The organism is Limimaricola soesokkakensis (assembly GCF_900172345.1).
Classification (GTDB): domain Bacteria; phylum Pseudomonadota; class Alphaproteobacteria; order Rhodobacterales; family Rhodobacteraceae; genus Limimaricola; species Limimaricola soesokkakensis.
In genome coordinates, this window is record NZ_FWFY01000008.1 from 16,736 (window position 1) to 34,925 (window position 18,190).

The 18,190-nt window shown below is 64.0% G+C and carries 11 protein-coding genes and 2 pseudogenes; 3 read left to right on the forward strand and 10 right to left on the reverse strand.

Annotated elements, in window-relative coordinates:
- Positions 1-592 precede the first annotated feature (592 nt).
- The 6 genes from LOS8367_RS12800 to LOS8367_RS18840 all read right to left on the reverse strand — a co-directional run bounded on the left by LOS8367_RS12800 (position 593) and on the right by LOS8367_RS18840 (position 11,115).
- Complete coding sequence (locus tag LOS8367_RS12800) at positions 593-9,109, reverse strand: glycoside hydrolase family 94 protein (protein ID WP_085896918.1); 8,517 nt, start codon at positions 9,107-9,109, stop codon at positions 593-595.
- 151 nt (positions 9,110-9,260) lie between these two features.
- Entirely contained in the window at positions 9,261-9,398 is a 138-nt protein-coding gene (locus LOS8367_RS19065; RefSeq protein WP_165761468.1) for a hypothetical protein, read from the reverse strand.
- Positions 9,399-9,521: 123 nt separating this feature from the next.
- On the reverse strand, positions 9,522-9,656 hold the full coding sequence (locus LOS8367_RS19395) for a hypothetical protein (protein ID WP_278247970.1): 135 nt from the start codon (positions 9,654-9,656) through the stop codon (positions 9,522-9,524).
- A gap of 75 nt (positions 9,657-9,731) precedes the next feature.
- Complete coding sequence (locus LOS8367_RS12805; RefSeq protein WP_085896919.1) at positions 9,732-10,238, reverse strand: hypothetical protein; 507 nt, start codon at positions 10,236-10,238, stop codon at positions 9,732-9,734.
- Positions 10,239-10,469: 231 nt separating this feature from the next.
- Positions 10,470-10,823 carry a hypothetical protein gene (locus tag LOS8367_RS12810; protein ID WP_242665587.1) on the reverse strand — a complete coding sequence of 118 codons (354 nt, stop codon included), beginning with the start codon at positions 10,821-10,823 and terminating at the stop codon, positions 10,470-10,472.
- Between the two features lie 67 nt (positions 10,824-10,890).
- Positions 10,891-11,115, reverse strand: coding sequence for a hypothetical protein (locus tag LOS8367_RS18840; protein WP_133056326.1), 225 nt, complete (start codon positions 11,113-11,115; stop codon positions 10,891-10,893).
- Here LOS8367_RS18840 and LOS8367_RS12815 point away from each other — a divergent pair.
- The gene (locus tag LOS8367_RS12815) at positions 11,114-11,539 is read left to right on the forward strand and encodes a hypothetical protein (protein WP_085896921.1); all 426 of its coding nucleotides are present in this window, start codon (positions 11,114-11,116) and stop codon (positions 11,537-11,539) included. The genes LOS8367_RS18840 and LOS8367_RS12815 overlap by 2 nt on opposite strands.
- The gene (locus LOS8367_RS12820) at positions 11,536-11,940 is read left to right on the forward strand and encodes a hypothetical protein (RefSeq protein ID WP_133056327.1); all 405 of its coding nucleotides are present in this window, start codon (positions 11,536-11,538) and stop codon (positions 11,938-11,940) included. Before LOS8367_RS12815 ends, LOS8367_RS12820 begins: the two co-directional genes overlap by 4 nt.
- Positions 11,941-11,993: 53 nt before the next feature.
- On the opposite strand, the gene LOS8367_RS12825 is transcribed toward LOS8367_RS12820, so the two are convergent.
- Entirely contained in the window at positions 11,994-12,728 is a 735-nt protein-coding gene (locus LOS8367_RS12825; RefSeq protein WP_085896923.1) for a Crp/Fnr family transcriptional regulator, read from the reverse strand.
- 151 nt (positions 12,729-12,879) lie between these two features.
- Between LOS8367_RS12825 and LOS8367_RS12830 the strand changes: the two genes are divergently transcribed.
- On the forward strand, positions 12,880-13,116 hold the full coding sequence (locus LOS8367_RS12830; RefSeq protein WP_085896924.1) for a hypothetical protein: 237 nt from the start codon (positions 12,880-12,882) through the stop codon (positions 13,114-13,116).
- 431 nt (positions 13,117-13,547) lie between these two features.
- Here LOS8367_RS12830 and LOS8367_RS19485 read toward each other — a convergent pair.
- From LOS8367_RS19485 to LOS8367_RS12840, 3 genes and pseudogenes are all read right to left on the reverse strand, one after another.
- Positions 13,548-13,679 (reverse strand): annotated as a pseudogene (locus LOS8367_RS19485) (IS110 family transposase); the annotation flags it as partial.
- A pseudogene (locus LOS8367_RS12835) lies at positions 13,664-13,909 on the reverse strand (transposase); the annotation flags it as partial. The pseudogenes LOS8367_RS19485 and LOS8367_RS12835, both read right to left, overlap by 16 nt.
- Positions 13,910-13,967: 58 nt before the next feature.
- Complete coding sequence (locus LOS8367_RS12840) at positions 13,968-18,149, reverse strand: choice-of-anchor Q domain-containing protein (RefSeq protein WP_085896925.1); 4,182 nt, start codon at positions 18,147-18,149, stop codon at positions 13,968-13,970.
- Between the last annotated feature and the right edge of the window lie 41 nt (positions 18,150-18,190).

Here is an 18,190-nt window from a genome sequence, read left to right on the forward strand (position 1 = left end):
GGAAACGATCCCTCGGCGCAGCAGTTCTCTCCGCGCTTAGAGCAAGGGCATCTGATAGATGCTTCGGTCTAGCGGAAGATAGTCAGCCTTCATCTCAAGAAACGACCCGCCAAACCATGGCGGGCCGCTTTCGCAAACCATTCAACTCGTTGAAAACAAGTGGCACACAGCACGCTACGAGTTGACCGGGTCGCAGAACCTTTGGTCAAGCGCGCGCCCACCACCCCTCTTGCTTAGCATGCGCCACAGTTTCCGTTGTCTGTTTCTTGAGGTCGACCCTTGTCTTTTAGTGGTGCACGCCGACTGCACTGCCAGATCTTCGCATCCGCATGAAAGGGGACGGCTCCGCCTTCTGGTCGGGGTGTCGCCGGATCAGATCGGTGCGGCCGTCCTCGCTCTTGCGGAGGCTCAGTCGAAACCGACCATCTCACAAGCGACGACTGCGGTGACGAAGGCCTCCGCCTTGCTCACAGGGACCAGATACAGGAAGCGCCGCCTCATCCGCGATCTCCCTCTTCTCAGCAATTTTCAAGCAGACTTAGCCAATCCTCGCACAAAGAATGCTGCCAGAGAGGCCACCACCTCAGTCGCGTCACGGCGCATCATTGGGTTTGAACGGGAATGAATCGGTCTTATGCAGCTTCGTCCCATCGACCTTAACAACGAGGCTACCGTCATCGCTGCGGGTCACATTGATTTCTCGCACCGCTCCTTCGATCTTCAATCGCGCTACAAATCCCGGCCACGCCGCAGGCAGGTTGGGGCGCACGGTGATCCGGTCCCCAGACTTGCGAATACCCAAGATGCCCTCGACCGCCGCACGATAGAGCCAGCCGGCGGAGCCCGTGTACCAAGTCCAGCCGCCACGCCCCCTGCGCTCACCTTCCGAATAGATGTCAGCTGCGACCGCGTAGGGCTCGGTCCGGTAGGTCGCGACAGCGTCCGGGTCCAGCGTGTGCCGGATCGGGTTGAGCATGGAGAAGCACTCATGCGCCGCCTCGCCCTGCCCCATCTCCGCCAGCGCATAGACCACCCAAGCCGCGGCGTGGGTGTACTGACCACCGTTCTCCCGCACACCGGGCGGGTAGCCCTTGATGTAGCCCGGCTCCTGTGGGGTCCGGGTGAAAGGCGGTGTGAACAGGCGGATCAGCCCGGCCTCTCTGTCCGGAAGATGCGCGAGCACGCTCGCCATCGCCTGCGCGCCCCGAACCGGATCAACGAGGCCCGACATCACGCTCCAGGACTGGGCGATGGAGTCGATACGGCATTCCTCGGATGTTGCGGAGCCCAGCGGCGTGCCGTTGTCATAATAGCCCCGCCGGTACCACGCCCCGTCCCAGCCCGCGCTGTCGAGCGCCTCGCGTAGCGATAATGAGTGCGCGGCCCAAGCGGCGGCACGGGCATCGTCGCCCCGCTGCGATGCGATCGCTCCCAACCGGTCCAGCGCGTGCGCCAAGAACCACCCGAGCCAAACGCTTTCGCCGCGGCCCGCCTCGCCGACACGATTCATGCCGTCATTCCAGTCGCCGCCCAGTATCAAGGGTAGGCCGTGGCTGCCGGTACGGCTGATCGCCAGGTCGAGACCAAGCGCCGCGTGCTCGTAGACCGAAGCGCTTTCCTGCGCGGGATCCGGCTGGAAATAGGCGTCATGCGCGCCCTCGGGGAGAGGCGGCCCCGACAGGAATGGCAGGTCTTCGTCCAGCAAGGTAACGTCGCCCGTCACCTCGACGTAGTGGCACAGGCCATAAGCCAGCCAGACGCAGTCGTCCGATATCGTGGTTCGCACTCCGGCGCCGTTCTGCGGCAGCCACCAGTGCTGAAAATCTCCTTCGATGAACTGCCGCCCCGCAGCGTTCAGGATCTGCCGCCGGGCCAATCCGGCATCCTGCCACAGGAAGGCCAGCGTATCCTGCAGCTGGTCGCGAAAGCCGAAGGCGCCGCTGGCCTGGTAGAACGCCGAACGGGCGCGCAGGCGACAGACGATGCCCTGATAGGGCAGCCAAGCATTGACCATCAGGTCCATCGCCGGGTCCGGCGTTTCGATCTGCAGCGTGTCGAGAAGCGGTGCCCACTCCGCCGCCGCCATGTCACAGGGATCGGCCTGCGAGTCCCGCTCGGCCGCGAGATGGCGGCGGGCAAGAGCCTGCACCTCCCCCGCATCCGCCCCGTCGCCAAGCAGGAAGCTCAGCCGCGCCCGTTGGCCGGCTTCAAGCACCACATCAGTGGCAATGGCGGCGCAAGGGTCGCCATGGGTCTCCGTATCATTGCCTAAATGCTGGCCGCGCATCACTGCCTCGGGGCGCCAGACATCGCCCCTACCGAGAACGCGGCTCCGATCCGCGGTAAAGGCGGCCACCGGCTCCGAGCAGGCGAGGAAGGCGACACGGCCAGGGAACTCGGTATCAAAAGGGTTGAAGGCCGTCATCAGGCCCGCAACCGGATCGGCCCGGACCGTGACGAAGGGCGCTGTGCGGGCTCGGTCATGGCCGAGCACCCATTCGGCATAGCCGGTGATCCGCAGCCGCAGGCGTCGCTCCCCCGTGTTCTCCAGCTCCAGCCGCGACAGGCGCACCGGATCTTCTGCTGCAACGCGATGCGTGAGCGTCATCGCGAGATCACCGCCCTCGCGCCGGAACTGGCTGTAGCCCATGCCGTGCCGGGCCTCGAAGCGCGCGCCGTCCGTGGTATCAAGGCGCGGCAGGGGGTTGAACATCGTGCCCGTGTCGCGGTCGACCACATAGATCGCCTCACCGGGCCGGTCGATGACCGGATCATTTGACCACGGCGTAAGCTGGTGATCACGGGAATTGACGCTCCAGCTTGACACGGCACCATCGGCAGAGACCTGGATGCCGAACCGCGTGTTGGCGATCACGTTGATCCAAGGATGCGGCGTGGGGACGCCCGCTTCCGGGTAAATAACGTATTCGCGCCGCCGGACGTCGAAACCGCCGATCCCGTTCCAGAACTCCAGACCCTCCCCGCCTCGGAACTCGGGCGATTTTTGCTCACGGTCCGGGAGGACGACCTCGCGGCGAGTGGGCCATCCCGTCCGAGATTCGTGATCGGGCCGCGCCCCCGCATCGGGTCGTCCGCGCCCGGCCAGACGGGCCGCGCGTCCGAGCTGGACCGAAAGCCGCCCGTTGCGGGCGTGGAACACAGCGCGGCTCGCGCCGAGCAGAGTCTCGCAGGTCGCTTCGTCCATCAGGTCCCGCCGGAGCGCGAAGACATGCGCCAGACCGCCACCCATCAGCGCGCGGTGCCGCGAACTGGCGCAGATCGCCTCGATCGCCATCTGGAGATCCTGCGCATAGGAGGTCGCGTGCTCGTTGAGGATCACGAGGTCGATCAGCAGGCCCCGACTGCGCAGGTATTCATGCGCCCTGAGCGCTTCGCGCAGCACCTCAATATCCGCCTCGGCGTCAATGCGGATTGTGAGGATCGGCGCGTCGCCCGAGATCGACAGGCGCCACAGCATCGACTGCGCGCCGAGGCGCCGCGCATCCGGCGCGGCCCCAAGCGACCGGTCAGGCAGCACGAAAGATGCCGCGAGGACCTGGAAGATCGCCGCCTCGGCGGGATCGACGCCGACATGATGCAGGTGGATCTGCGACCGGGTCCAAGCGTGCATGGCTTCGCGGTCGAACGCCTCGGGATGCATGTAGCGGGCGATGGAGGCTTCCGCCTCGGCTCGGCCAGGGGCTGCCAGGGTCCAGAAGACAAGCCGGATCTCCTTGCCCGCCGGGACCCGTACCTTACGGCGCAGCGACAGGATCGGGTCCAGCGTGTAGCCATCGGACGGCTCCGCCCCGCCAAAGCGCGAAGCGCCGGGGTCGAAGGCCATGGCGGTGCGCAGGGTGCGGCCCCGCCCGATGAAGCGGCGGCGGTCGGTCTCGGCACTGGTGACCCGGCCGCCACCGAGACCGGCGAGCAGATGCGCCACGTGCATGTCCGGCTCGTCAGGACTGCGCTTGTTACGCCAGGCGTGAATCACTGCGCCTGCCTCGGCGATCTCGGTGCGGATGAACATCTTGGAGAAGACGGGATGCGCGGCGTCGGACTGCGCCGAAGCAATTACCGGCTCGGCATAGGAGGTCACCTCGATTATCCGATCGGTCTCGCCGTCGTTGCACAAGGTCAGGGCGCGGCCTTCCGCATCAACCTCGGAGGCGACAATGACGTCGACACGGCTGCGCAGCGTGCCGACCGTCTTGTAGAATTCGGCCTTGCTGTCGGAAAACACGGCATGCGCCTTCTCGTCCGGGGCGGCGCGCGGTGCGGCCGTGGCTGACCACCAGTCACCGGTCTCGAGATCGCGCAGGAACAGGAAGCTGCCCCAGACCTGCTCGACCGGGTCCGGACGAAACCGAGTAACAGCCAGGCCGTTCCAGGCCGCCGATCCGGCACCCGTGGCGGTCAGCATGACGGAATAGTGCCCGTTCGACAGCAGGTTCACCGCCCGCCCGGCCCGGGCCGGATCGTCGATCTCGCGCAGCGCCGCGCTGGTCAGCTGCGCCGACCCGGTGAGGCGCGCGTTCTCTTCGGTCAAGGCGACGATCACCGGGACCTCATGCGGCGAGCGCTCCTGCAACAAGAGTTCGGCCGCCTCGATCACGGGATCGCTGTGGAACCGCGTCCGCATAAGCCCCTGCGACACGACGTTCGCCACAGCGACGATCGACATGCCTTGGTGATGCGCCATGTAAGTCCGGACCACCGCATGACGTGCGCCCTCGGGCAGCCGCGCAGGTGTGAAATCAACCGCATCGTAGAAGCCGTAATCGCCGCGCGCGCCTATGCCGCGCAGTCGCTCGAGATTGGCCACCGCCGCGCGCGGGCGGTACTGGCTTGCCAGAAGGCTGGCATAGGGGGCGACCACTAGATCGCTGGCGAGGCCGCGCTTCAGCCCCAGCAGCGGTACTCCGAAGTTAGAATACTGGTAGGTCATCTCGCGGTCGCGCGCGTTGTAGGCGGCTTCGGAGACCCCCCACGGCACCCGGCGGCGCCGGCCATAGTCGATCTGCGCCTTGACCGAAAGCATGTTGGACTGGTTCAAAAGCCCCCCCGTCCGCTCTTGCATGACAAGCGGCGGCATCAGGTATTCGAACATCGAGCCCGACCACGACATCAGTGCGCCGCGCGCGCCGACGCTCACCAGTTGTCGGCCCAGCCGGAACCAGTGCTCATTGGGAAGATCACCCTTGGCCACCGCGAACAGGCTGGTCAGCCGCGCCTCGGAGGCGAGAAGATCGTAGCAGGAGGTGTCGAGCTTGCCCTCGGCGGGGTTGTAGCCGATCGACAGCAGCCGCTGATCGGGCTGCATCAGGAAGGTGAAGTCCATCGAGAAAGCCAGCCGGCGTGCCTGCTCGGCGGTACGCTCGAGCCGCTCGCGCAGCGCCTCGGTCGCGGGCAGGCCCAGCGGGGCACCCGCCAGACCGGCCTCGCAGACGGTCTTCAGCCGCATGGCCCAGTGCCGCACGGCCACGGCCCGCTCACCGTACTCCGTGCTGAAACCAAGAGCGAGGTTGTCAATGTCTTCGGCGATCGCCAGCAACGTGTGAGTGCGGACCGAGTCCGCCTCGGGCGCGCGGCGCACCGTTTCGAGCGCCCGCTCGAACCCCGCCAGACGCTCCTCCAGCCGCTGGCGCAGGGGTCGGATCGTGCGGCGGTCATCCGGCACGTCCGCAAGCTCCTCACGCAGGATCGAGGCGATGTCGCCGATCCCCTCGACGCCGGTCCACAGGTGGACATAAGGTGCCGCCCCCCAGTCGCGAAGCGCCGCCGACAGCGTCACGAGGTGTCCCGCGAGATTGCCGCTGTCGACGGTGGAGACGTATTGCGGCAAAAGCGGCGCGAGGCTTCGCGTGTCGTACCAGTTGTAGAGATGCCCGTGCAGGGTCTCCATGGACTCAATCGTCGCGAGGGTATGCTCGATCCGCTCGATGCAATCGCGCAGCGCGATCCAGCCGAAATCGCGCGCCGAGACCGTGGCCAGCAGGTAGAGGCCGATATTGGTGGGCGAGGTACGCCCGGCCACGACCGGCTCCGGGTCCTCCTGGAAGTTGTCCGGCGGCAGCCAGTTGTGCTCTTCGGTCACGAAGCGGTCGAAGTATTCCCAGGTGCGCCGCGCGATCCGGCGCAGCGCTGCTCGGTCCGCCGGGTCGATATCGAGCCGGTCCTCGGTCTCAGCCGAGCGGCTCACATACCACGCGACAGCGGGCGCAAGACTCCAGGCCAACCCGAAACCAAGCGCGATCGGCAGCCCAGGGGCCGAAAGCTGGTAGAGCAGCGGCAGTCCGGTCAACAGCGCGAGTGCCGGCCACAGCATGATCCGGTAATAGGAAAGGAGACCCGGGGCTCTTGGGAGACCGGAAGCCCCGGCGCTGCGCCATTCCAGCAAGTTCCTGCGGCTGATGAGGACGCGGTAGAGGCTGCGGATCGCTGCATCCGACATCAGGGCCGCCGCATGTGGAATGAACAGGATCCGCAGGCCGACCTGCGCCGTCGCCGCGGCCACGTCGACCGCAAGCGAGCGCAAATGCGTCCGTGTGACCATGTCGACGGCGGGTGGCAGGCCCGACCTGATCAGCTGCAAGGTCGGCGCAACGAACAGGCTGAGGGTCAGGAATGACTGCCATACCAAAGCCGAGACCGGCTCCAGCAGGAGCCAACCGCTAACAGAGGCCGCGATCCAGAAGATCGGCACGAGGATTCGCCGCAAATTGTCGACCATCTTCCAGCGCCCGAGCGCACCGATGCCCGACCGGCTCAGGATCAGCGGCAACAGCTGCACGTCGCCGCGCGCCCAGCGGTGCTGACGCGCCGCCTCGACCTCGTAACGGGTTGGGAAATCCTCGATCAACTCGATATCCGTCACCAACGCGCAGCGAGCGATCGCCCCCTCAGCCAGATCATGGCTCAGGATCGCGTTCTCGCCGAAGGCATTGGTCAGCACCCTCCGCACCGTATCGACGTGGTAAAGCCCCTTGCCGGTGAAGGAGCCTTCGCCCAGCAGGTCCTGATAGGTATCCGAGACGGTAAAGACATATGGATCGAGCCCGCGGTCGCGTGAGAATACCCGCTGGAACATCGACGCCTCGGCCCCGGTGGTGAGCGACGGCGTCACCCGTGGCTGCATGATCGACCAACCGCGCGTGACCCGCCCCGTATCGTGATCGAGCACAGGGTGATTGAGCGGATGCGCCATCTTGCCGACCAGCTTGGTCACCGCGTCGCGGGTGAGACGCGTATCGGAATCGAGCGTCATCACGTATTGGATGCCCTCCGGCAGCGCCGTATCGGTGGGCAGAAACGACGTATCGGCATCGCCGCGCAATAGCAGGTTCAGCTCGGTAAGCTTGCCGCGCTTGCGCTCCCACCCCATCCACACGCCCTCCGACGCATTGTATTGCCGGACTCGGTGCAGCAAGTGGAACCGCCTGCGACCATCATGCGCGTAGAGCCGGGCCAGCCGGTCGATCCGATCGCGCGCGTGATCCAGAAGATCGACGTCGTCGGGCGCCGTTTCGGTCGGGCTGTCGGACCAGTCGCTAACCAGGGCGAAGGTCACATGCCCCGTCGGGTTGGCGAGGTAATGCACTTCGAGATGCCGACATAGGTCATCAATCGCGTCGCGGGAGGACAGCAGGCAGGGTATCACGAGGAGGGTCGCTGCCGTCTGGGGGACGCCGCGGGAAAACGCAAAGCCGACAAGCCGAACCGGCCCCTTGAGCATCGATGCGGCGAAGTTGAACAGCCCACTCGCTGCCTCGCTGGCGGGCATGGCGGCGAGGAGGCACAGCAAGAGCACCTGCCATGCGGAGAGTCCCGCGAGGCTCAGCGTCACGATCCCGGCCGCGACGATGAGCACGGTCAGAAGCAGGATCGGTCCCGCCACGGCCAGCCAGCCCAGCCGGCGGTAGCCGCGCTCGGCCCGCCTCTTCAGCGGCAGGCGTGCCCCGAGATCCCGCTCGAGACCGGGACGGCACGGGCCAACCAGCCAGAACCCGATATCGGGCTGCTCCGGGCGCGGCCCGCAGGCCCCTGCGCCGTTTCGGCCCCGCGCTTCGGCCTCGAACAGCCGCAACGCCCGCTCTACCACTTCAAGCTCGCTATGACCCGACTGCCGGGCCAGTTCCTCGACCGCATTGCGATACTGATCGCGGGACTTGAAATCGAGCGACGCGAAATTCGATCGTTCGGCAAGCGCTGCATCGACCCGGCTGACCGAAGAAAACCACTTCATCCAGTCCAGATCGTCGATGGCACGCAGGCTGCGGATGATGCTGGCGATCAGCACCGTTTCCGCAGACTGATGCGTTTCCTCTGCGATCAGCACCTCCTCGGCATTGCTGCCGCGGCGGATCAGTGCCTCGTCCAGCCAATCGATCGCTGCATGGGTCCGCTCGGGGGCGTCGCGCAACCGGTAGAGCAGCTGGCTCGCGAAGCTGTCGTCCTCGCAGGCCGAGATCTCGGCCTTGAGGAGGCCCTGCTCCGGGGCGTCATTCAGCGCGACGATCCGGTCCGCCAGACCGTTGGCGCGGTCGCGCATGGACCTGGCCCGGTCGATACGCTGCGCGAGACCGGCGAACTCCTCAACCAGAATGAATCGCAACATGGACGGCAGGGCCCAGAGCTCACCGATCAGGAGGGGGTGGATTTTCTGGTAGCCTTTGACCATCGCGGTCAGACGGGCGGCTTCAAATTCGAATGACGAATGTGAGGCGAATTTCCACGCGAAGGCCACCACGCGCGGGGCAGCGAGCTCTTCCGAGATTGCGACCTGCGGCAACTGCCGGACGTAGCGGGGTGGCAGCGCCTGTTCGACCTGCCGGATATTTTCGTCGACCAAGTGGAAGTTGTCGAGCAGCCACTCCTCGGCCGGACCGATGAGCTGCTCGCCCTGCGAGGCACGAAACACTCTGCGATAGATTTTGGCGGTCCGGTCCCGAAGCTGCCGTGCACGGCGCGGCATGACCGCTCCGAAGTCCACCGGAACCTCGATAAAGGATTGCCCAGCAAGGTGACACCCGAGCTCCACGAGTTGCAGGTCGGACAGGTATTCGCCGTCATGACGTGCGCGCGGCGCATGGGATGCGTGAAACGTCATGGCGGCCCGCCTTGCTGGAGATCTTGTTCAGGCGATCGGCGAGAGCGGACAAAACGATCGGCTGGCTGTCCCCGCTTGCCGGTAATCCAACCGTGGGGGTCCGCTTCTGCGCGGGACCCCCACCCGATCATCCGAACGGCTTCGCGCTGTCTCAGTTCGCCGGAATCGCCACCGTGGGATCGCCGCCATACCACCCGAAGAGATAGGCGGCGATTACGACTATACCGATGAGGACGGCAGCGATGATGCCCATGCTCTTGCGGGATTGCGTCACGTTCATGTTGGCCATGTTGATCTCCTGCTTCGATCTCGAAGCTGCTTGCGGTGTGGGTGGCGCGGTTGCGCCTAGAAACTCGCCTTACGCGCGGCAGTGATCGGAGCGGGATGCGCTCCGCCACGATAGGAAAATGGCTCAGCGCTTCATCTTGAGTTTCGGCGCTGCCGCTTCACTGAAGACCCGCACGACGCTCGACGGTGCGACCGGCGGGGCCTTCTTCTGCTTTGGCTTCTTCACTTCTGTGTTGCTTCGCTGCTGTCCCTTGGACATGCCTTCTGCTCCCCCTTGTGGATCGACCCGGGCTTGAGAAGCGCCGGATATGCATCGTGCTGCCGCTTCGAACGATCAGCTCGACCTATGACGGTTCCGTATCGGCATGCCCTCGTTCTCGGCCGACTGGATGGCGAGCCTGTCGGCAAATGTCCTGAGTGCCTTGGCCATGGAAGAGAGCTCAGCCGTCTTGACACGACGCGCCTCACGAGGTGGCGGGCTTGCATGAAGGCGTCGAAGTTCCGCCGCCGAAACCTGATCGGCCTGCATCAGCAGGCGCACGAGTGGGTCGGCCAGCATGCCCTCGAGAAAGGCATGCCTCAGGTCCGTGTCCGAGAGGCCGTCCTTTATGAGGGCCAACTCCAAATCGGCCAGCGACACGGTCAGGCTGCGCGACAGTCCGGGATGCGAGCCCCGCGGGTGCAGGTACACTCGGACTGAGGCCTTCCAGCCCTCCGGGTCCAGATGATCGAGAGGAGCCGCCAGCTCGGTCTCGAGGTCGTACTCTCCTGCCGGCAGCATTTCGTCGAAGCCAGGGAGCGTGAACGCGCGCGAGAAGGTTGCCGTTGTCCTGCTGACCATGTCGCCCGACGTCGCCCTGGGCACGGTTTCAGAGTTCAGGACTTTTTTGGCGAATGGGCCGCATGGTCCTGTACCGGGGCAGACTCTTTCGTGGCAGGACTCTGTTGCGGGCTATTGGCCTCAGGCGATTTCGGCGCCTGTGTCGCTTTCTTTGACAGGTCTTTGAAGGACATTATGCGTCTCCTTTTCTGCGCTACAGGGTGGACGGGCCAGTGGTCCGGCTCGCGTTATTCAGACCGGAAAGCTTTTAGCTCTCCTGGAGGCTTTGGCCGCAAGTGTCTGGTCGCGATCGAGAGCAGCCTCCAGCGCCTTCTGGGTAATCTGGCGCATCTCCGAAATGTCGGCTCGGCGCCCCCTGCCCTCCACGGCCAAGTAGGTGCCGGTTCTCCGATAGGCTTCGAAGCTCAGCCCCTGGAGAAGCTCTTCTTCGACGACCACCACGTACTCGCCTTCGGGCAGCTCGTCCGGATAGCCGGAGATGCGGAACGGATGGATAAACGTCACCACCGACTTGGAGGATCGCACGGTCATCTCGAAGTTCTCCCGAACTGCTGACAGGCACGGCTCGCGCCAGTCGTCGGTCAAGGGCCCTGCCCCTACCGACTGACAGAGGGACCTTACGCTCCAGCCCTGAGGGAGAGGCTGATCGATGTTAGCGTTGGCCGAAAATCTCGGAAAATATATGACATGGACGCCCCTTCATTAACGGATGTTGCGCCAGCTCAAGCGACTGATCTGCATCAGCGCGTCCTTGCGCCATTTGTGCGAGAATGAGCCATTCCACACCCGACTGCTTGGAGAAGCATCCAGAAATACCTGCTTCTTCCACGGGCAGCGCAGACCTTGAGCCGGTGTGCTCACGAAAGGCTATCGGCATGATTGAGACAGACCAGCTTCATTCCGCCCCGAGCGATTGCGATCGATTTCTCTTTGCCCCGGTGGGTGAGGACAAGAACGGCTATGTCGTGACCGTCCTGTCGGCCTTCGCAAGGCTCGGCCTCGATCCAAGAAAAGAGGCCTCGGATCTCGCGGGGTTGTCGCGACCGGCCGCGCGCGAACGGCTCGACCGGCTGCTTGCTGGATTTCTCGATGTGCCAGCGCTCAGGCAGGGGCATTGGCTCACGGCCGAACGTCTGGCTTCGCTGCTGCCCGAACAGATGCGGTCCGGAGCCACCCTTCGTGACGATGGGACGCCCGGAGGAGTTCGCACAAAGCCCGAATTGCCTGTCTTCTGGCTGCTCATGATCCTGCTAGCGCTTGTTCAGATCCTGTACTTTAGCCTGTCAGGCACCGGAGAATGATCCTGCCGTTTCCCAACCTCCGACCCTTTCCAGGGTCCGCACGGAAATCCATTCCGCCGCAAGAGGCCTTGCTTTGGAAGATCGAAAGGACCCTCTGGGGCGGTCGCCTATCAGAGGCGCGCGCCTCGACGGCGGCGGATGCCGTGTTCATTCTTCCTGATCAGAGTTGTCCCCTTCGAGGGGTCGACATCTGGACCGGATGGCTGCAAGCCTCGGACTGGTCCTCTGTCTCGTTGCTCGACAGGCTCTTCACGCGCAGCGGCGGCACGATCCTGCTTGCCTACCGCGTGTCAGCGAACCAGGCGGATAGCGCGATATTCGAGGCGCTCTGCATGTCTTCGTTTCACCTGCGGGAGGGGGATTGGCTGCGGGTCTCGCACCAACAAACTCTATTGGCCTGAAGGCCGAAGCGCGGTCTTGGGTGGCGTGTCCCCAAGTTTCTCTATCGGCTTCGTCAACGGAGCATAGGGCCCATCTGGTCGAGGTAGGCCGGGTCAAAGTCGGCCAAGGCGACGAGGCGTGGGTAATCGTCGAAAGTGACATGGCCGCCCCGGAAGGTCACCAATCTCTCCTCACGCAATTGCCGGAGCACGCGATTGACATGCACCGCACTCAATCCCAGTGCATCCGCGAGATGGTATTGGGTCAGCGGACAATCATAGCCTGACTTGTCCCCCATGCCGACCAGCGCCAGCCGGGCCCCCAGCTCAAGCAGCATGTGGGCCATACGTTCCGACGCATTGCGCCGTCCCAGCCCCACCAGATGCTCCACGACCATCGCCTCGTCCCGCGACGCCGCCCAGAGGACCGCTGTCGCCAAGCGGGGAGTACGCGCAAACGCGTCCAAAAGATCCTGTCTCAGAACTTCAGCAGCCTCGATCTCCACAATAGGTTCGATGCCATGGTCAGAAGTATGCAGAAGGATGCTCCGCAAGCCGAGAAAATCACCCGGGATCTGAAAATCGATGATTTGTCGGGAACCGTCGGGCTGCGATTTGTAAGAGCAGACCCAACCAGAAGACAGGATGTAGGCGGCCTGTTCCGATTGCCCTTGATGCACGAGATCATGCCCTGCCACGAAGGTCCTGCGGCGCCGGTGCAGCCGTGACAGCACATCGAGCTCCGTCGCCGACAGGGCGACGAAAGCACCAAGCTTTCGCGCAAAGGCGTCGGATATGTTGGTGGCCAAATGCTCTCCTCCATGTGCCGGAATAGCAGGAACTTCGAACGCGATGGCTGCTTTCGATCAGTACTCCATACGGTGGTTCATGCCAGCATAGCGACGATCGTGCGACTTTCGGAATTCTCCGACGGCGTTTCGATCAGAGAGGGTTTTTCGAATGACCGATCAGAACACTCTTTCCGGCATGGCCGCACTCTCGATCTGCGAAGCACTCCTTCTCGCGCTCGGTGATGGCCAATTACTATCAGAAAGCGAGATTCAGGGTGTCCTACAGGATGCTGCGACAACGCATGAAAATGCGATTGGGGTGGGAGTCGACGTTCAGACGCACCGTGCAGTTGCTGACCTCATCCGAGAGATCAGAGTCAGTGAAAACTCGGTTCGGCACCGCTGAGCGTTGGCTGAAACTCTCGCGCGTCGGGGAAGCGAACTTCCTCACATTAGACCATGCCCGCTACTACCTTTTTCGTTATATGGCCCCCTCCCGACTTCTTAGGGTCAGGATTTTTGTAACGGGGGCGTCTCAGTCAAGGAGCATTGCGCAACGGCGGCGGTCCCGCAGCGGCGGGGCATGAAGCACGGTCCATATCGCTTTCAGCATTGACGTGGCCTTCGCCTGAGGTCCTCGGGGGCACATGCTTCGGTCCGGGGTCAGCGCGGGGGCTGCCAACAAGATGCTGGTTCGCTGCAATTCCGATGTGCCCATCTCATTAGCGTGCTTGGTCATTACCAGCAACTGTCCCGAGCACGGCATCATCGAAACCACGTCCCTGCGGGACCTCGAAGGCCTGCAACCACGCAGGCAACGGGTAGAGCCTCGGTTGATCAGGTCATCTTCGGAGCGGCCTCTGTCTGGAAGGTTGTGCCGTCGACCCAGATCCGATCTAGGATGACCGCGATACGACGCGCCAAAGTGACCACGGCGCGCTGGCGTCCCCGGCGCTCCAGCGTTTCCAACGGCTGTAGAGGGTCTCTGTCGGGCCATACTCCTTCGGGGCACAGCGCCACCGCAGGCCGTTGCGGTTGACGAAGATGATGCCGCTCAGGACCCGCCGATCATCGACACGTGGCTTGCCATGGCTCTTTGGAAGTTTGGAGGATCAGAAAACAGTCCGGGGGACTGTTTTCCCGACATACGGCTGCAGCCGGGCCATCTGCTCGGTCGTCAGCCAGAAAAGATTGCTCATTGATCATGCTCGGGGAGCCTGAAGTACGCAGCCTCATCAAGATCAATGGATCCCGAGCCTAGAGAAGATCCAGCGTGAAGGCATCCGGCGCCGTGGCCGAAAAATCGATGTAATCGATGCGGAGCGGTTCGCTGCCGTTCATCTGTCCGACGAGTTCGACCTTTTCGCCGGTGCCGATCGCCACGTTGGAAATCAGGCGGCTCGTTGCCGTGGATCTATTGGCCAGCGGATCGCCGAGATCCTGGTCCCAGAACCAGTTCTCGACCTCCCGCCCGTTCACCAGGACCGAAAGGTTGGACACCCCGTCCGTTTCGTCAAAATACCCGATGGTGAGGTCGTAGAAACCCTCCGGCCGGTCGAACATGTAGGAAGCACGCTGCTCGCCCGAACCATCCGCCTGAAGTACCGCTCCCGCCGAGGCGGCTCCGAGCGGTTTGACCTTGAATGCGACGTCGCGAGCGAGATCTTCGGCTTCGATCCGGAAAGCGGCGGGTGGTGGCGCCGAAACATTCACCACGAATATCGCCAGGGCGTGCTGGACGGGCACCGGGTTACCACTTGTGTCTCGGACCTCGAGGGCATTCAAGGTGACGCTGTAGAAGCCGTTGTCCGCGGCATCCCAGCTTCCGCCCGGCGCATTCACGATGTAATCCACACTCCGTGGTGTGCCATCGGAGTCTTGATCGACGTTGAAGCCCGATACGACCAGCCGGGAACCCGGCCCGCTGATCTGGATATCGCCTACATCGATGCTCGAGACGTCGATCGCGACATTGTCGGAATAGGTCACGCGCAGTATCGCATCCGGCGCTCCCGCCTGTGCGGCGCCTATGTCGGGAGCAAGGACAGCGTCGATCTTGGGCGGCACGGTATCCGGTCTTGCGGGGCGGAAATCGATGTAGTCAACGCGCAGCGGCTCGCTGCCGTCCTGCCGCCCGACCAGTTCGATCCTGGAACCATCGTCGATCGTCACGCCGGAGATATGCCGGCTCGTCGCCGTGGCCGCGTTCGCCAGAGGACTGCCGAGGTCTTGGTCCCACAGCCAGCTGTCGATCGCGATGCCATCGACCAGGATCGCAAGGTTCGAGACCCCGTCGGTCTCGTCGAAATAGCCAAGCGTGAGGTCATAGACCCCGCCGGGCCGGTCGAACAGATAGCTTGCTCGTTGCTCGCCGGGCCCGTCCGCTTGCAGGACCTTGCCGGCCGAGGCGACTGCGAGGGCCTTGACCTTGAGCGCCACGTCACGCGTGAAATCTTCTGCCTCGACCCTGAACGGCTCGGGCGGGGGCATGCTTGCAAATTCGTCGATCCTCAGCTCCACCGCGCCAATATCCGGCGTGCCGCTCACGCCGGGCAGATCGGTATCGCGCGCCTCGCCCCGCTGGTCGGTCGCCAGTCCCAGCGGGTTGGCGCCTGCGTCGAGAGCCGGGCTGAGACTGCGTGGCAGATGCGTCAGCGTCGGGCCGCCATTGTCGGCGAGCGGGCCAAGGAAAGGCGCCACGGGCAAGGCAATCGTTCCGACGATGTCGCCGTTGATGCCGTCGCTGAAGATGCTGCCATCCCCGATCAGGTTGTTGCCAAGGCTGATTGCCGCGCCACCGCTTTCGGTAACGTCGGCAGCCCCGTTCCCGGCAATGATGCTGGACGCGATCCTCGTCACGCCGTCGCTGAGCGGTGTCTCTTCAAAAGATCTGCCGAGAAAGATGCCGACGACGTTCTCCGTGACCGTGCTGTTGGAAATGCCGATCTCCCCCGAGCGGTTGTAGATCCCGCCGGGGTCCTGAAAGATGTGTCCGCCATAGCCATTGCCGGAAAAGGTCGAGTTCACGACAGTCACGTCCCTGAGGGCGCCGCCGGTCGAGTTGAAGAGACCCCAGAGCAGGTTGTTGCTGATCGTGCTGTCCCGGACATCCAGCGATCCCTCGTCGTTGAAGATGCCGGCCACCTGATGACCATCGACGGTGGTACCAAGGAGGGACAGATCACCCCTGTTCCACACGCCGCTATCCACGCTATCGCGGACCTCGGAATGGCGCATGGTCAGTTTTTCCTGGTTGTAGATGGCGCTGTCGGCGCCGCCATTCGTCAGCACCAAACCGTCCAGAACAACCTCCCGGACCTCTTCGCCCGAGCCGCGGACGATCGTTGCGACGCGAGACAGGCCGTCGGCGTCGATCACCACGTCCGCCGTGCCGTCATCGTCGAGATCGCCATCGATGACCATCGATTGCGCGATGTCGAGTGCCGTTCCGCCCAGCACGATCGTCCCGCCGCCCGCGAAGGCCTCGCCCGGGCCGTCGGCGAAGCCGATGGTCGAACCGGGCGCGAAGGCGCCCCGGTTGACGGCCTCGATCGCCTCGCGCAACGAGGTGAGGCCATCACCCGGATCCACGACGTCGAGCGTGGTATCGACCGTAAGAGTGCTCGCGGGGGGCGGGGCCCCGTACTCGGCCGCATCCAGTTCTACCGCGCCGATGTCGGTCGTGCCGCCGATCCCGGGAAGGTCGGTGTCTCGTGGCTTTCCACGCTGGTCCGTCCTCAATCCGTCCGGGTTGGCGCCAGCATCCAGCACCGGGCTGTCGGCGAGCGGTTCATGCGTGGCGGTCGGCCCGCCGTTCATCCTCAGCGGCAAGAGCTTCGGATCGACCGGGGTCGTGGAGGTTCCCACGATATCCCCCAGAACGCCGTCCTGGAACGCGCCACCGGCCCCGTCGCCATTCGCGATCAGGTTGTTGCCGAGGCTCAGGAAGCCATCGCCGGAAGCGTTCTCGACGATCGTCGAGCCGATCCGGACCACGGCCTCATGCGACTCGATGCTGCCTGCCAGGGTACTGTTGACGAGATCGAGACTGGCGCGGTAGGCCGAGACCAGCGGGCGGGTGCCGGGACCGCTGATGGTGCTGTTCTCTATCCGTGCGGTCGGATTCGATCCGTAATACCCGCCGAGAAACAGATCCTGACCGTCGCCTCCGTAAGTCACCTCGTTCCCGGAGATGGTGCTGCGGCTGATCAGCAGATGGCCTGCCGCATGGTATAGGCCTCCGCCAGCCCCGAAATCGACGGTTCCGATGCGGTTGTTGCTTATCGTGGAGTCCGTGACGGTCAGGTCGCCGCGGTTGAAGACCCCTGCCCCGTAAGCGTAACTGCCGGAATTCTCCCGGATCTCGCTCGCTGCGAGCGTCATCGTGCCCGTATTGAACAGACCTCCGCCAGTGCCGTAGCGGCCGTCGATCCGGTTGCCGGACACCATGATCCCCTGTCCCAGGAACGTCCCGGCGTTCGAAATTCCGCCCCCACGATAGGCACTGCTGCCGGTGACGGCGCTGTTCAGGAGGGACAGATCCTCCAGATTCTCCACGCCACCGCCCGCCTCGTCATCCGGCGCCGCCCCGTTCGTGAGGATCAACCCGTCCAGAACGACGGGCAGCCTCGTGGCGGCGTTTCCATCATCCACACGGAAGACCCGCGATCCCCGCTGCGCATCGATCGTGACGTCCGGCATGCCGTCGTCGTCCAGATCACCATCGATGATCATCGATTGGGTGAGCGTCAGCGGCCCCGACCCTTGAGCGTAGGTGATCGTGCCCCCCGCCTCGAAGGCCTCCCCCGGGCCGTCGGCGAACCGGATCGTCGAGCCAGGCGCAAAGATGCCGTCGTTGATATAGCCGATCGCTTCGCGCAGCGAGGTCTGTCCGTCGCTGCCGTCGACGACGTCTTCCAGGGTGGTCACCGTCAGGCTCGGCACATCCTGCGCGGGCCGGACAGGGCTGAAATCGACATAATCGAGGCGTACGGGTTCGCCCCCATCGCGCGCACCCCGCAACTCGATCACGTCTCCGGGCTGCAGCGCGACATCTCCGATCCGACGCACAAGGTGAGTTTCTTCGGAGGCGAGGTGGTTGCCCAGATCCTGGTCCAGCGTGAAACCACCGGCTTCGACACCGTTCACGAACAGCGTCAACCCGGCCGCACCGTCATTCTCGTCGTAATGGCCGATATCGAGATCGTAGACTCCCGCTGCCCCGGAAAAAACGATCTCGGCCCGGGATTCGGCAGCCTTGTTCATGGCCTTGAGATTCTGGCCGCCGGAAGACGTGCTCAAGGATTCGATCTTGAAGCCACTAATAATGTTGAAACTTTCCGCCTCGATCCGAAACGCAACCATGACCATGACTCCCGGCTTCTGCAGTGGAATCTTGCGACAATAAAAAAGATTGGCGCTGAAAAGCGCGGCATGCATTTCAGCGTCTTGATGGCGAACTCTACCACTTTACACCGCGC

Coding starts and splice junctions, on each gene's coding strand:
- LOS8367_RS12800 (WP_085896918.1), bottom strand. CDS start 9,109: ATGACGTTTCACGCATCCCATGCGCCGCGCGCACGTCATGACGGCGAA.
- LOS8367_RS19065 (WP_165761468.1), bottom strand. CDS start 9,398: ATGGCCAACATGAACGTGACGCAATCCCGCAAGAGCATGGGCATCATC.
- LOS8367_RS19395 (WP_278247970.1), bottom strand. CDS start 9,656: ATGTCCAAGGGACAGCAGCGAAGCAACACAGAAGTGAAGAAGCCAAAG.
- LOS8367_RS12805 (WP_085896919.1), bottom strand. CDS start 10,238: ATGGTCAGCAGGACAACGGCAACCTTCTCGCGCGCGTTCACGCTCCCT.
- LOS8367_RS12815 (WP_085896921.1), top strand. CDS start 11,114: ATGATTGAGACAGACCAGCTTCATTCCGCCCCGAGCGATTGCGATCGA.
- LOS8367_RS18840 (WP_133056326.1), bottom strand. CDS start 11,115: ATGCCGATAGCCTTTCGTGAGCACACCGGCTCAAGGTCTGCGCTGCCC.
- LOS8367_RS12820 (WP_133056327.1), top strand. CDS start 11,536: ATGATCCTGCCGTTTCCCAACCTCCGACCCTTTCCAGGGTCCGCACGG.
- LOS8367_RS12830 (WP_085896924.1), top strand. CDS start 12,880: ATGACCGATCAGAACACTCTTTCCGGCATGGCCGCACTCTCGATCTGC.
- LOS8367_RS12840 (WP_085896925.1), bottom strand. CDS start 18,149: ATGCATGCCGCGCTTTTCAGCGCCAATCTTTTTTATTGTCGCAAGATT.